We start from the raw sequence: 14,006 nt of genomic DNA on the forward strand, positions 1-14,006 counted from the left end.
CATTGATCACACTATTTTTGTTCATTGTCTTGTTGGCACTCATTTTTTTAAGTGTTCCGGTTGGAATCTCTATCGGGATGGCAACCTTGTTAACGATCGTGTTTTTCAGTGATAATATTCCTCTACTTACGATGGCACAAAAAGTATTTACCTCACTGGATTCGTTTCCGATTATGGCAATTCCGTTTTTTATGCTGGCTGGTATCTTGATGGGAAAAGGCGGCATTTCGAAAAGACTGCTTGATTTAGCCGGCTCTCTGATTGGCTTTGTTAAAGGCGGCCTCGCGATGATGACGGTTCTTGCCTGTATGTTCTTTTCAGCCATTTCCGGCTCCGGACCGGCAACTGTCGCAGCGATTGGCTCGTTTGTCATACCAGCGATGAAAAAGGAGCGCTACGGAGCAGGATTTGCATCAGCGTTAACCGCATCGGGAGGCGCAATCGGTGTTATTATCCCGCCCAGCATTCCTTTTGTTCTGTTTGGTGTGACAGGAAATGTTTCCATCGGCAAGCTGTTTATGGCAGGCATTCTGCCGGGAGTTCTTATCGGGATCTTGTTAATGGCAGTCTCGTATCTCATTCTTGTGAGAAAAGGCGTGGGAAACATAAAAACAGATATCGAAGTCGCTGCATCTTTAGAAACCGGGATGGCAGGCGCAAAAAAAGGAATTAACGTCAAACATCTATTAAAAACGATTTATGATGCGAAATGGGCGCTGCTTACCCCCGTCATTATACTTGGCGGGATTTACGGGAGTATTTTTACACCGACTGAAGCCGCGGCTGTTGCGATCATTTATGGGTTTGTCGTTGGTAAATTTCTGCACAAAGAGCTAAGCTGGAAGGATATCTACGACAGTATGGTTGAAACGCTTAAAATTGTTGGCGCTACGTTGTATTTAATCGCATTATCTGTGTGCTTCGCCTATGTTTTAAATATTGAGAATATTCCCCAAACGATTGCCGAAGCAATTACCTCATTTTCTGATAACAAGTATATCGTCATGCTATTGATCATTGGATTTCTACTGATTGTAGGATGTTTTATCGACACGATCCCCGCTATTCTGATTTTGACTCCAATTTTTCTGCCGATTACAACTCAGGTTGGGATTGACCCTGTTCATTTTGGAGTTATCATGGTGATGGCTTTAGCTATCGGCTTTATTACTCCGCCGTTTGGAGCCAACTTATTCGTTGCCACGGCGATCGGCAAGGTATCCATCGAACAAATATCGAAATCAGCCATCCCCTTCTTTTTAGTAATGGTGCTCGGGCTGTTAATTATCGGCTTCATTCCGTTTCTATCGATGTATTTGCCTTCTCTTCTTTGACAGCGAAAAACACAGGTGGATTCTTCATTTAACGGGTTCGGTTATGAGTACAAAAACTTAATCAGTGTATCTATTTTAGGTCCAAATCGCATATGATTTGGACCTATTATTTTTGTTGATTTAAGTTTTTTGGTGATTTAAGTATAAGCAGCTTAGTATTAAATACTCGTACAACCACCATCAAAAAGCGATACACAAACGCAATCGGAATATCAGCGAGAACTGATTATTTAAAATAATTTATAAAGGTTTGTTCTGATTATCTATTAAAATATACCTATTAAATAAAAAAATGTCTTTATCATTAAAGGAGAGGAATAACCATTGAACATTGGTTTAGGTCTCGTACTAATTACCCATCGCAATAATTTTTATTTCACTAGGGATATTCTCACGAAAAAAGAACGATAAAATTATTGGCAATGGATTGTTAATAGTAGGAACAATAATTTTATCAGGAAGCGTTGTATTACTTACGGGTTTATATGACCCGTATGCAAATCACATTCGACAATAACTTTCAGCAATAAATCTAAAAAAGCATCGGAAATTAACCGAAGCTTTTTCTGTTTCTATTTTTAATGTTAATTACGGTCAAAAACTTATGCTAAAACAGGTGTTATTTATTTAGCTAATTTAATTTTTGCACTTCAAAACCGAACCCGTTATTCTTCATTCTATTGTGTTTTCCATAATGCTGCTCTTGTGCAATTTTTTTATTCCGGAGAAAGATAAACGATAATGATGGTTTTCCCTTCAATTTGAGAAAAATAAAAAACCACATTTCAGCCAAACGCTTGGAGTGCCCTTCTTTCATCTGCATTTACTTTTTTTGATCCTTTAAATATCCATGTTGATAGAAATTTCTATAAGAACGTTTTATTTTCGAAAATAAGTTTTTATCGATTTGTGCAATCAAAATACCAAGTATGACGATAGCAGAACCAACAACATCTCTTAGCGTAAAAACATCCCCTAACATAAGAAAGGCAAACAAAGCAGCAAAAACAGGCTCCGTCGAAAAGATTAATCCAGTATTTGATGGTGTTGTGTATTTTTGCGTAACCGCCTGGGCAACAAAGCCGATCGCACTGCACAAAATCCCTAAGCCTAGTATAGCAATCCAGGCTTGCCCTGTAGATGGCAGGGAAGGAGTTTCAAAGAGAAAACTGCATATTAATCCTAGTATCCCTGCAAAACCGAGCTGAAAAATACCGAGTGTAACTGAATTAGCATGCCTTGTCGCTTTTCCGGTTAATAGGATATGGATGGCATAACAAAAAGCAGCACTGATACATAAAAGATCACCAGGATTTATACGAAACGAATGCTTTAACGTCAATAGTCCGATCCCGGTTAACGTAACCACTACCCCAATACGAATCGGCCAAGGCGGAAGACGCTTAATCAGTACACTATGAACGACTGGAACGAAAATGACAGTCATGCTGACAAGAAATCCTGCGTTCGAGGCAGACGTCATGCTAACGCCATATGTTACAAAAGTAAAAACGAGAAACAATAGTATCCCCAGCATAGCCGAATCAATCATTGTACGAACATTCACCTGAATGAGGTGTTTATACAGGATTATGCCTGCGATAAAAAAAGCAATCAGACACCTGAGTGCTATTATGTTAAAAGTTTGAAGAGAACTAAGACCCATCTTCATAAAAACATAAGATAAGCCCCAAAAGATATTTACGACAACTAATACCATATTGGCTCTTGCTTGATAACTCATGCAGATCTCCTCCAATTTCCGTCATATCTATCCACAGTATAAAAGGAAAATTGACATTAATAAAACGAATTTTTATAATCGTCTACATGAATTAATTTCATGTTAAGGAGGTACAGCCATGAGCATCATTAAGTATGAAATCCTCAATAAAGTGGCCGAAGTAAACAGCTTCACAAAAGCTGCAGATTTATTAGGCTTAACTCAATCTGCCGTCAGCCATGCGATTCATAGTCTTGAAAAAGAATTTGGTTTTGCCTTAGTAAACAGGAATCGTTCAGGCATTACATTAACCAATGAAGGAGATACGATGCTGCTGACAATACGGAAGGTGTTGCATTTTAACGAGAAAGTCCAGCAAGAAGCTGCCAATATCGTCGGCCTTACAAAAGGAACGATAAGAATCGGTATTTTCACCAGCGTCTCCACAAATTGGCTTCCTAATATTGTTAAATTAATGGAAGCGAAATATCCTGATATTAGAATCGAACTACTAGAAGGTGATTATATTGAAATTGAACAGTGGCTATTGAGCGGAGAAATTGATTGCGGCTTTATTAACGTCAGCCACTCTAATCAATTTGATGTCATCCCGCTAACAAAAGACCGGCTCCTGTGTATTGTTTCCAGCGAGAGTAATATACAATCAATCATCGATCTCATTTAAACAATTAGAGACCGAACAGTTTATTATGCCTGCATATGGCGGTTATCATGATGTTAAGCTTTTATTCGAAAAACATCATGTCCAGCCGAATGTCCGCTTTGAATTAATGGAAGAAAGTGCAATTATGTCTATGGTAGCACATCATATTGGCATTAGTATTTTACCGGAAATGGTATTAAATTCACTTTTGCCAGGTGTCCGTGCCATTCCATTAGAAATAGACAGCTATCGGTCGATTGGTCTTGCTACAAGATATAACCTTTCCCCCGCAGCAAAGAAATTTGCCGAATTAACAAAATCCTCGCTGAATAATGATCGATAGGTCTATACTCATCATCGTTTTGTTAAATTGTCGTCATGTCTTCATGGCGACCTTCTATTTTTATTTCACCCACTTTATCACTTCTCTTATTTCATTCTGCTTTTGGAGAAGATCCTCCATTCTTAACGTTTGACTCAGGACGAATGGCACTGGATTAACAGAATTGTCTTTTAATTGTCATATAAGAGGGGTTGATATGACTAGGAATGAAAGGAAAAAAAACGCTCGATATAAGTCGAATTGTACTTTTAAAAAATAATATTAAATATTACTATTTTATAAGGTTAAGAAAACAGTAGAAAATTTATTTTCGACAGTCCTATAGGAGGTGTACTTTAAAAGTAAATATCCGATCATTCCGATCAATTTAAGGAATAATAAGGAGGATCTATGAGACAGCTAAACACGGAATTTTTAGATGGAACCCGTTTTCTATTGGCTCTTTGGGTAGCGCTTTCTCATTTTAATAGTATGGTCGCCTACAAGCTTCCATTTTCTGTACCCGATGGGACGATAGCTGTAGATGGCTTTATTGTGATTACCGGATTTTTGATGATGTATAACTATATTTTAAGAGAACATAAGGATCCTTATTATTTAAGAAGTACATTTTCTAAATTCTGGATCAAACGTTTTTTCAGGCTTTATCCCGTTTATTTGCTGGCAATTTTACTTGGGTTTTTCGCTTATGAGTTTATTATCTACTGCAGAAGCGAATCATTGATGTTCTTCGGCAATATTTCCTATGAAGAGTGGAGTGCTAAGTCTTCAATCGACAGAGCTGGAATGACATTATCGAATTTATTTAGCCATTTAACCTTTGTCCATGGGTTTATACCTTCTCATGTTTTAGGAATTATTGGACCCGCATGGAGCTTGTCGTTGGAAATGCAATTTTATTTTCTTTTCCCGTTTCTGTTCTTTGTATTTTTTGGTACAAAAAATGCGGTCAAATACCGTCTCGGTGTTTTTATCGTTTTAACTTCAGTATTATCACTTGTTACTATAAAGCTTTTCGGACATCATCCGCAGGAAGGGCTCTACGCAACCTTTAGAGCGCCGTCTATTTTGTTGTATAAGCTTCCATTGTTTTTGTTTGGCATGCTGCTGGCTTCAGTGGCTCTGAAAAAAACTCATATGCTATTTCTCATTCTTTCTATGGCGGTTGTATTGCCACTTCAAAGCAAATTAACAATATTGCTGCTGGGATTCCTATTCGTTATGACGATGTTAGAGGTATATCGGCCATATTTGCATAAAAGCATCTATTCTTTTCTTAACTTTTTCAAATTGGCTTTATCGATTAAACCATTTAAGATTGGCGCCGATATCTCTTACTCCTTTTATTTGCTGCATACGATCCTTATGCCGCCAATGATCTTAGTCTCAATCCAATTATTGCAGCCTTATGTGAGCAGCAAGCAGGCAATTCTTGTTTTATCACTATTGATTTCCTTGCTTGTGAATTTCGTCATCTGTTACCTGCTTTATCTTTCAGTTGAAAAGAACGGTATCCAGCTTGGACGAACGCTGATCAATAAGCTGTATGGAAGAAAAGTCCAAGAACCTGTTATTAATCAGGCAAAACAAACCTCATAGGAAAGGAGTAACCAATGAAACCGATCGATACTAAGTTTTTAGATGGTACTCGTCTTCTATTGGCTTTGTGGGTCGCCGTAGGTCATTTCTATACGTACACGGGGGGAAAAGAGCTTATTTCCGTTCCGTTGATTAGTGATATTTTGCTAAGTGCAGGTCCTGCCGTTGATGGATTTATGATTATAACCGGTTTCCTAATGATGTATCACTACCTACTAAAAGAAAAAAAAGAGCCGCCGAGTGATAAGACGACGATTTTTAAATTTTGGCTGAAGCGGCTTGTCCGATTATATCCTATTTATTTCGTCGCGATATTGGCTGCTTTCGTCTTATTTAAAACGAACTTTCAATATGTGCATTCTAACTATTCTTTTTTTACTGGCAAGGAAGCAAGCTTCGGAACTACCTTTAATTCTGCAGCGATTCCAGGGATGAGTGACTTGTTCTCGCATCTCACATTTTTACATGGCCTGATTCCCGGGCAAAATACCAGCTTGCTAGGTCCGGCTTGGAGTCTTTCTTTAGAAATGCAGTTTTATCTTGTTTTCCCTATTTTGTTTTTGATTTTCTTCCGAAACGAAGCTTTAATTAACAAGACACTGCTTCTTTTTACCGGAGCTTCATTTGTCATCGGGTTTCTGGCGCCAAAGCTTTTCGGATCATGGGACAGCTCCGGAATACTGGCTGATTTCGGCGCACCTTCCCTCATAGTGTTTAAGCTTCACTTTTTTGTACTGGGAATGATTATGGCATGTGTTGCCTTAAAAAGAGCGAGCCGGTTTCATCTTGGCATGTGGATTCTTCTTGTCTTGCCCTTCCAGGGACGCTGGACGATACTTGTCACGATAGGCATCATTACGCTGATGTTTTCCGATGACGTAAAGCGCTTGGTTCACCCGCGGGTCAATTCGGTTCTTTACATAATCAAGCAATGCTTATCCAACAAAGCTGCAAAAATTGGCGCTGATATTTCGTATTCATTGTATTTAACGCACATGATCATTATTCCGATAGTTGTCAATGCGGTTATATCATACACAGATTTAGGAGTGATACAGACTGCAGCCGTCTCATTACTTGCTTTCTTAGTCATCAACATTCTGGTTTCACTGATTTTATTTAAAGTCGTAGAGGAAACCGGAATCAAATTTGGAAGGGTATTGATTGGAAAGATATTCAGCAAACGGACGAACGAGATTCCTGTCAAACGAGAGGTTTAATAGAGAGACTGGGTCCACTTGGATCTGGTCTTTTTTAATTGTATAATCGTCGTAGTTGATTTTGACTTGATCAACCGATAAGATAGGAATACAAGCTTACTTTTTGTAAGTTCAATATGAAAAACTGTAGGAGGAACTGCCATGACGACACTCACAGATACAATCGAAGTATTAAACACGAGAACTTCCATTCGAGCGTACGATCCTGATGTAAAAATTTCAAAAGAAGACCTTACGCAAATTTTAGAGCTTGCCACTAAAGCACCTTCCGCATGGAACCTGCAGCACTGGCACTTTACCGTATTCCACAGCGATGAGTCGAAGCAAAAGCTTCTTCCGATCGCCTTCAATCAAGATCAAATTGTCAAAGCTTCTGCTGTTGTTGCTATTTTGGGTGATGTGAAAGCGAATTTAAATGGAGAAGCAATCTACGGTCCGCTTGCAGAAGCCGGGTATATGACAGAAGAAGTAAAAGACACTCTTTTAGGCCAGATCAATCGGGCTTACACCAATGAGACGTATCCGAGAGAAGCGGCATTTTCAAACGCTTCCCTTGCTGCTATGCAGTTTATGATCGCAGCCAAAGCAAAGGGATATGACACGTGTGCGATCGGCGGCTTTAATAAAGAAGCCTTTGTCGAAGCTTTCGATATAGATTCAAGATATGTTCCGGTTATGCTCATATCTGTCGGCAAATCAGTGAAACCCGCTCACCAAAGCGGTCGTTTTCCTGTCACAGAAGTATCTACCTGGTTGTAAGAATCGTTGAAAAAAGAGGCTGGACTTTGTTCCGGCCTCTTTTTATAGTTGATAAATTGTATTCGTTTTTCTGACGGTTTGGCGGTAAAATTGTAAAAATGATAGGGATCGCCGGTATATCTGGAAGGTCGTCGATATATTGGAGGTTCGACGCTTCTCGTTTTGCCTATCTTTATAAACTTTCTTTGTAAGTGCTACCTCTCTCTTCAGACCTATCACTCCCAAAAGTTTTTACTGTCGAAATTGAATCGATAAACATGCTAAAATTTATTTATCCTTCATTTAAAGGAGTTATGTTAGATGAATCTTTTCGATTTCGAAAATCATTTTGATAAAGTTATTTTGGAACGCGGCTTCGATTATTTTAATCATGGTCAATTGAAACGATAGATGAAATAAAGCAAAATCAGTATCTTGTTCAAGTTGTCGGGACTTCAAATTACAATGTTGAAGTGTCTATTGACGGCGATAATGAGATTGTAGTTTCATTTTGTGACTGCCCTTATGATCGGGGAGATTATTGTAAACACCAAGCCGCAGCTTTTTATGCGTTAAGGCAGAAATTACATTTCACCTCTGAAAAATAAGAAAAGTGACATCAGAAAAACACTTGCTGATCTCTCTTATGATGAATTGCAGGAAATGATTATTAAGCTCTCGGAAGAAAATTATGATATTAAAAAAAATATTTTATTTCAATACGGAGCAAAAGAGGACGAGATTCAATCCAGCAAAAAATTAATTAAAGAATATATAAACAAAGCTAAAAGTCGCGGATTTATTGAGTGGAACCGTGTAAGCGATGCGCTGCGGGGAGCAGAGATGACGCTTAAAAAAGCTGATAAAAAGATGGAAGTTGGCGATACGGAAAGTGCAGTGTTCCTTTCAATCACTGTTTTATCACCTGTTGTCGATATGCTGCAATATTGTGATGATTCAAATGGTTTTGTGGGCAGTGTTATCGAAGAGAGTTTTGACATAATAGATCAAGCATTAACTTCAAATATTCATCAATTAAAGGATTCTCAAAAGAAGGGTATTTTCAAAAAGTTGATGAAGGAAGCGCAGCATAAACGTTATGATAGCTGGGATGACTTGCGAATAAGACTTTTAGAAATTTGTATATACTTTTGCAGCATTTCAGATTTAAGGTCCAAATTAGAAAAACAGATTCATAATATGCTAGAGAATTTAAGCGGAGAGTCTTGGTTTTCCGAATATAAAAAAGAACAATTATTGCTTCTCAAGCAACAGCTAATTGAGCGTTTCGATGAAGAAGAAAAGGGATTAAAATTTATTTTTGAGCATTTGGGTTTAAACCCCTTTAGAGAAAAAGCGATTACTCACTTAATAGAAAAAGGTGAATTTTCACAAGTATTGTCCTTATGTGAAGAAGGAGAAGAAATTGACAAGGAATATCCGGGACTTGTTGATAAATGGAAAAAATATCAGCTGCTTGCTTATGAAAAACTTGGCGACGTCACCATGCAGAAGAAGTTACTGCAAGATTTTGTATATAAAAATGAGTACACATATTATTCTAGGCTTAAAACACTATACAAACCAGAAGAGTGGAACAATGTCTTGCAAGAAATGATAGAAACTTTTGAAAAACAATCTTACCCTCCTTCCACATATGTTGAAATATTAAAAACCGAAAAAATGTCTGATAAACTTTTAAGGTATTGTCAAAATCATAAACCGGAGATTGAATATCTTCATCCGTACCTTATTAAAGATTATTTTGAAGAAGTCATCAAATTATTTGCCGAATGGATAGAAATTGAAGCTCATGAATCGAGTAATAGAAAGCAATATAAAAAGGTGTGTAAGAAGATCAAAACATTCAAAAAAGCTAGCGGCGACATCCATGCCCATCTGTTAATTGAAAACCTTCAACAAACATATAAAAGAAGGCCGGCATTCATTGATGAGCTTGAAAAGATATAGTCAAGGAGTTGAGTCAACGCAATGATCAAACAAATTGCTTATTATCTGGATCGTGAAGACGAACAACCAAATATTGCTTTAGCCGAAGAATTATGTGCTGAGGAAAATGCTGCTGGAATTAAGGAGATCGTTGACGATTTAGCCAATACCAATAAAAAAATCGCTGCAGATTGCATAAAGGTGATAAGTGAAGTCGGCGAAAGAAAACCTGAACTCATTGCCCCGTATGTATCGATCTTAATTGAACAATTAAACTCGAAAAATAACCGAATGGTCTGGGGTGCAATGACCGCACTATCAAAAATTGCCCACCTTAAACCGGCCCAGCTTTTTGAACAGAGAGAAACGATCTTTCATGCCTATGAAAAAGGCAGCGTCATCACAAGAGACCACAGCATCACCCTGTTTGCCGAGCTGGCAAAAGCAAATAAAGAATATGAGCCGACCATGTTTCGAGCCATCATCGAACACTTGAACACGTGCAGACCAAAGGAAGTTGGCCAGCATGCAGAGCGGGCATTTGTATGTGTAACACCTGAAAATGTATTAGACTTTAAGGAAGTTCTCATCAACCGAAGAGACATGCTATCGGATCCTCAAAAGAAGCGTGTGGATAAGCTGTTGAAGAAATGCAATTAATTTTGATAACGGTGCAATTATTCCAACAACCGTGCAATTATTCTCGAGTACGGGCCAATTATTCCAACAACCGTGCAATTCTCCACGTGAACGGCCACAATTATCCCGAGTACAGTACAATTATTCCCTAAAACAGTTTCAAATGAAAAGAACTGCTGGGGAATGGCTTTCGCCGTCATAGCGGGGCCATTTTTTTATTAATTCCATACCTGCTCATTATCATTTTCTTTGATTTCAGCTAAAAAACTCCTTTTGATAAGGAGTTTTAATAAATTTTCCCTACATACTCTCTCACATTTGTTATTAAGCCTCTGTATTTTCTTCAGATACACCAAAAAGCAGCCCTTGATTATCCAAGCAATAAGCGAAGTAACCCATCCCCGGGACTGCTGTTTTTTGCACTACTACCTTGCCTCCATTATCTACAACAATCTTAAGATAGTCGTCAACCGAAGAGACTTCAATGGAATTTGTCGTTCTGGTAGCGCCATCAGGAGATTTCATTAATCCTCCATCGATACCAGGTCTATCACTTTCACCTGTCAAAATAAACCAATAGTCGTGCGTCCCAGGCATCTTTTCAAACTTCCAGCCAAAACAATTTGAATAAAACTCAATTGCTTCTTCAGGATTTGGAACCTGAAATTCAAATCGTAAAACTTTACTCATATCACAACCTCCTAATTTTTATAGAACTTACGTTCGTATTTCTATAATAATTGAAGATGCTTATTCTGGCTAGTCCATCTAATTTTTTTCTCACTTAATCTGCTTTAAAGCCGATTTAACGTTCATATACGTTTTTAATGATTTAAACTCTACATGGAGCTGCGCCATAGCCATTGCGAGGTTTGGCTTTATTCCAGTAACTATGAGTTCTGTTCCTGTTAGATTAATTAAATTGTTCAGCTTAAAAATAGCGTCCGCAACAAATGAATCTACTTCAACAAGCCCCGAAAGATCAATGATAAAGTAGTCATCTTTCGCATCTGTTATGTAGGTTGACACAGTGGAAATTAAATTTTCGAAGCGAACTTCAGTTAGAGTTCCAATAATAGGAAGGATACTGAGTCCGTCTCTTACCGGTACAATTGGCGTCGAAAGCTTATACATTTCATCCGTAAATTCTGACAGCTGTTTTTGCCGATTGATATCCTCGGTAACGTCCTTTTGCAGCCCGACAAAATAAAGCTTTCCTTCCTCTTCCATCCAAAGAGGCTCAATGGTTAGTTCATTCCAAAATTCTGTTCCGTCTTTTCGATAATTTAACAGCTGAGTCTTAATGGAATTCCGATTATCAATTGCCTCCCGAATCTTTCGAACAGATTCCTTGTCCGTTCCCTGTCCTTGCAGAAGTCTGCAATTTTTTCCGATTAGCTCCTCTTCAGAATATCCAGTCATCTTTAAAAAACCATTGTTCACATAAACAATTGGATTATCCTCGAGTGTAGGATCAGTGATCGTGACGCCTACTTCCGCGTAATCCAGAGCTTTATTTATCAGTTTCTGATTTTTAGGAGTGTCAGATTCCAGGTTCATTTTTCTTGGTCTCTCCTTCTTACTTGGTAAAAATGTAATACATAAAACTCGTACGATTTAATAACCTTTATGATATTCCCTTATTCTTTATGTTTCAAACCATTTTTTTACCTTCCATCTTTTTGCGGAGAGTTTTTTATTTTATACTAAATGAAATAAACGTTTGTTTAATGATTAAAGGAGTGGGGATATGGATATCCCAATTGAATTGTTTGATGCCTGCAAAAAAAGAATTTCTCCTTTTCAGGTAGAAGGTTTTCTTCTTGGCGGGGGTTCAGAAACAGCTGAAATTATGATTGTTGGCGAAGCACCCGGCGAACAAGAAATCATCAAAGAAATTCCTTTTTGCGGAAGAGCAGGTGTTGAGCTCGATCGATTTCTTGAGCATGCCGAACTTAACAGAGAAGAAATCTACATCACTAGCACAGTCCGCAGCAGGCCATTTCGCGTGAAGGAAAAAATCATTCGGGGCAAAAAGGTGATTAAGAAAGAAAATCGAAAGCCAAATAAAAAGGAGATCATTGCCCATGCACCTTTGCTTGATTATCAAATCAAAAAAATCAAGCCGTACATCATCGTCGCATTGGGTGCTGTCGCTTTTGAGCGGCTGACCGGAAAAAAGGAGAAAATGACGGAAATTCACGGGAAAGCCTGCCAAACTTCAATTCTTGAACTTGACAGCCTAGAAAATAATCAGCTGGTGTTGGGAGAGGAGGAATATATCCTTTTTCCAACCTTCCACCCGGCCAGCATTTTTTACAATCGCTCATTATTACCCCTTATTTATGAGGATTTTGAAAAATTGAAACAGCTTAGCGGAGGAACGAAAGATGACAAACGTAATGCTTGATTATTACCAATTAAAATATCTTCCTGCTTTAACGGTCTACGAGCTTCCTGAAGAACAAGCCAAATATACTGCTTTGCCAGCCAATATGCTTTATTCATCGGAAACAAAATCACCGATCGTCATCTTAGCCAACGAAGAAGTAGTCGGTTTTTTTGTTCTACATACAGGAGAAATCGTCAAGAATTACACTGATATCTCAACAGCTATCCTATTAACCTCTTTTTCGATTGATTTTCGTAAGCAAAGAATGGGATTTGCCCATCATGGGCTGCTCGCCTTAAATGACTTTGTAAAAAAACATCATTCCGAAATTACAGATGTTGTTCTCTCTGTAAACCTAAAAAACATGCCTGCGCGGAGACTGTATGAACAGGTTGGGTTTCTCGATACAGGAAAACGAATGGAAGGCGTGATGGGCGAGCAGCTTGTGCTGAGGAAGAGGATTGTATGAGATTGTTCAATCTACGTGCCTAAGTCAGCTTTTTCATTAATCTTAAGCACGTAGGATTTGATCGCGACTGGCCAAGCTTGAGATGAGCATACCTCAGTCTTTATCCTCTATGCTCTCTAACATTGCCATCCCTTCAGCCTCTGCAATTAACTTGAGTACGTCTGGAGCTTGAGGGTCACTGCTAAAATTGATTTCTTTCATTGCCGCTTCCCTATCGTATGTCGTTCTCCGAAACTCATACTCTCCTGGGCCAAGTAAGAGCCAATAAGCACCTGGGTGGTCAGCAAATGGCATTCCTACACTCCCGGCATTAAGAACACACACCCCTCCTACCTGCTGCTTAAACTGAATATGGGTATGTCCGCAAACAACAATTTGCTGATCAACATTATTAAAGATGGCGGTAAGTCGTTCCATTGAGGTATTTGGTGTAAAGATCTCCTCGTCACTACGCGGTGTGGCATGGCAGAATAAGATATCCCCTAATCCTTCAACACTAAGTGTTATATGTTCTGGCAGCTGGGCGAGGAAATCTCTGTGGGAATGTGTTAACTGTTTAGCGACCCATTGCTGACTCTTACGTCCTTTCTCCGTCAAATGGGAGAGAGACTGACCATCAAATGCAATGACAACTTCCCGATCTCCATTGCCGCGGATGAAGCGTACCTTATCACCTTCTAAAGAAAGACGGTCCAGTGTTTGTACAGGCATGGGTCCAGAGACGATATCTCCTCCAATGATAATTAGGTCAGGTTGTACCTCCTTGAGCTCCTCAAACACTGCATTCAGTGCAGGCAGGTTCCCATGAATATCATAAAGTGCAGCAATTTTCACTTCTCCAACTCCTTCCAAAAAGTGAGATCACCTAATAAGTTCTTCCATAGTTCATTTAATACCTTTTTTCTAGATTTATTAAAAAAGCCTCTATCCAGGTT

General features: G+C 38.6%; 13 protein-coding genes and 1 pseudogene. 10 read left to right on the forward strand and 4 right to left on the reverse strand.

All coding sequences use genetic code 11. The features are described from left to right. Positions 1-2: 2 nt before the first annotated feature. Positions 3-1,334, forward strand: a complete 1,332-nt coding sequence (locus JOC74_RS10300) for a TRAP transporter large permease (protein WP_053604491.1) — start codon at positions 3-5, stop codon at positions 1,332-1,334. An 823-nt stretch (positions 1,335-2,157) separates the two neighbouring features. Here JOC74_RS10300 and JOC74_RS10305 read toward each other — a convergent pair. Next, positions 2,158-3,078 carry a DMT family transporter gene (locus JOC74_RS10305; RefSeq protein WP_053604493.1) on the reverse strand — a complete coding sequence of 307 codons (921 nt, stop codon included), beginning with the start codon at positions 3,076-3,078 and terminating at the stop codon, positions 2,158-2,160. Between the two features lie 118 nt (positions 3,079-3,196). On the opposite strand from JOC74_RS10305, the pseudogene JOC74_RS10310 reads away from it, so the two are divergent. The 7 genes and pseudogenes from JOC74_RS10310 to JOC74_RS10340 all read left to right on the forward strand — a co-directional run bounded on the left by JOC74_RS10310 (position 3,197) and on the right by JOC74_RS10340 (position 10,231). Beyond that, positions 3,197-4,064, forward strand: a pseudogene (locus JOC74_RS10310) (LysR family transcriptional regulator). Between the two features lie 390 nt (positions 4,065-4,454). Next, a complete protein-coding gene (locus tag JOC74_RS10315; RefSeq protein WP_053604495.1) occupies positions 4,455-5,663 on the forward strand; it encodes an acyltransferase family protein in 1,209 nt (402 codons plus the stop codon). A 14-nt stretch (positions 5,664-5,677) separates the two neighbouring features. Next, positions 5,678-6,883 carry an acyltransferase family protein gene (locus JOC74_RS10320; protein WP_053604496.1) on the forward strand — a complete coding sequence of 402 codons (1,206 nt, stop codon included), beginning with the start codon at positions 5,678-5,680 and terminating at the stop codon, positions 6,881-6,883. A 141-nt stretch (positions 6,884-7,024) separates the two neighbouring features. Further along, positions 7,025-7,642: a nitroreductase family protein gene (locus tag JOC74_RS10325; protein ID WP_053604497.1), complete on the forward strand. Its 618-nt coding sequence runs from the start codon at positions 7,025-7,027 to the stop codon at positions 7,640-7,642. Positions 7,643-8,094: 452 nt separating this feature from the next. Beyond that, a complete protein-coding gene (locus JOC74_RS24290) occupies positions 8,095-8,229 on the forward strand; it encodes an SWIM zinc finger family protein (RefSeq protein WP_158320309.1) in 135 nt (44 codons plus the stop codon). Positions 8,230-8,284: 55 nt separating this feature from the next. Beyond that, a complete protein-coding gene (locus JOC74_RS10335; protein ID WP_053604498.1) occupies positions 8,285-9,592 on the forward strand; it encodes a hypothetical protein in 1,308 nt (435 codons plus the stop codon). A 21-nt stretch (positions 9,593-9,613) separates the two neighbouring features. Then, positions 9,614-10,231 carry a hypothetical protein gene (locus JOC74_RS10340; protein ID WP_053604499.1) on the forward strand — a complete coding sequence of 206 codons (618 nt, stop codon included), beginning with the start codon at positions 9,614-9,616 and terminating at the stop codon, positions 10,229-10,231. Between the two features lie 303 nt (positions 10,232-10,534). Here JOC74_RS10340 and JOC74_RS10345 read toward each other — a convergent pair whose 3' ends face one another. Continuing rightward, complete coding sequence (locus JOC74_RS10345) at positions 10,535-10,900, reverse strand: VOC family protein (RefSeq protein WP_053604500.1); 366 nt, start codon at positions 10,898-10,900, stop codon at positions 10,535-10,537. A gap of 90 nt (positions 10,901-10,990) precedes the next feature. Beyond that, positions 10,991-11,770, reverse strand: coding sequence for a YtvA family blue-light photoreceptor (gene ytvA, locus JOC74_RS10350; RefSeq protein WP_053604501.1), 780 nt, complete (start codon positions 11,768-11,770; stop codon positions 10,991-10,993). A 190-nt stretch (positions 11,771-11,960) separates the two neighbouring features. Between ytvA and JOC74_RS10355 the strand changes: the two genes are divergently transcribed. Together JOC74_RS10355 and JOC74_RS10360 are read left to right on the forward strand one after the other, a co-directional pair. Continuing rightward, the gene (locus tag JOC74_RS10355) at positions 11,961-12,620 is read left to right on the forward strand and encodes a uracil-DNA glycosylase (protein ID WP_053604502.1); all 660 of its coding nucleotides are present in this window, start codon (positions 11,961-11,963) and stop codon (positions 12,618-12,620) included. Beyond that, positions 12,601-13,071: a GNAT family N-acetyltransferase gene (locus JOC74_RS10360; RefSeq protein WP_053604503.1), complete on the forward strand. Its 471-nt coding sequence runs from the start codon at positions 12,601-12,603 to the stop codon at positions 13,069-13,071. The genes JOC74_RS10355 and JOC74_RS10360 overlap by 20 nt, the downstream gene beginning before the upstream one ends. Before the next feature lie 93 nt (positions 13,072-13,164). On the opposite strand, the gene JOC74_RS10365 is transcribed toward JOC74_RS10360, so the two are convergent. After that, complete coding sequence (locus tag JOC74_RS10365) at positions 13,165-13,905, reverse strand: metallophosphoesterase family protein (RefSeq protein WP_053606125.1); 741 nt, start codon at positions 13,903-13,905, stop codon at positions 13,165-13,167. Positions 13,906-14,006 lie beyond the last annotated feature (101 nt).

The organism is Bacillus capparidis, assembly GCF_017832095.1.
Taxonomy (GTDB): Bacteria; Bacillota; Bacilli; order Bacillales; family Bacillaceae; genus Bacillus; species Bacillus gobiensis.

Bases quoted from the DNA above. Each gene is read 5' to 3' on its own strand.
- JOC74_RS10335 (WP_053604498.1), top strand. From the start codon at position 8,285: ATGATTATTAAGCTCTCGGAAGAAAATTATGATATTAAAAAAAATATT.
- JOC74_RS10320 (WP_053604496.1), top strand. From the start codon at position 5,678: ATGAAACCGATCGATACTAAGTTTTTAGATGGTACTCGTCTTCTATTG.
- JOC74_RS10355 (WP_053604502.1), top strand. From the start codon at position 11,961: ATGGATATCCCAATTGAATTGTTTGATGCCTGCAAAAAAAGAATTTCT.
- ytvA (WP_053604501.1), bottom strand. From the start codon at position 11,770: ATGAACCTGGAATCTGACACTCCTAAAAATCAGAAACTGATAAATAAA.
- JOC74_RS10325 (WP_053604497.1), top strand. From the start codon at position 7,025: ATGACGACACTCACAGATACAATCGAAGTATTAAACACGAGAACTTCC.
- JOC74_RS10345 (WP_053604500.1), bottom strand. From the start codon at position 10,900: ATGAGTAAAGTTTTACGATTTGAATTTCAGGTTCCAAATCCTGAAGAA.
- JOC74_RS10315 (WP_053604495.1), top strand. From the start codon at position 4,455: ATGAGACAGCTAAACACGGAATTTTTAGATGGAACCCGTTTTCTATTG.
- JOC74_RS10340 (WP_053604499.1), top strand. From the start codon at position 9,614: ATGATCAAACAAATTGCTTATTATCTGGATCGTGAAGACGAACAACCA.
- JOC74_RS10360 (WP_053604503.1), top strand. From the start codon at position 12,601: ATGACAAACGTAATGCTTGATTATTACCAATTAAAATATCTTCCTGCT.
- JOC74_RS10305 (WP_053604493.1), bottom strand. From the start codon at position 3,078: ATGAGTTATCAAGCAAGAGCCAATATGGTATTAGTTGTCGTAAATATC.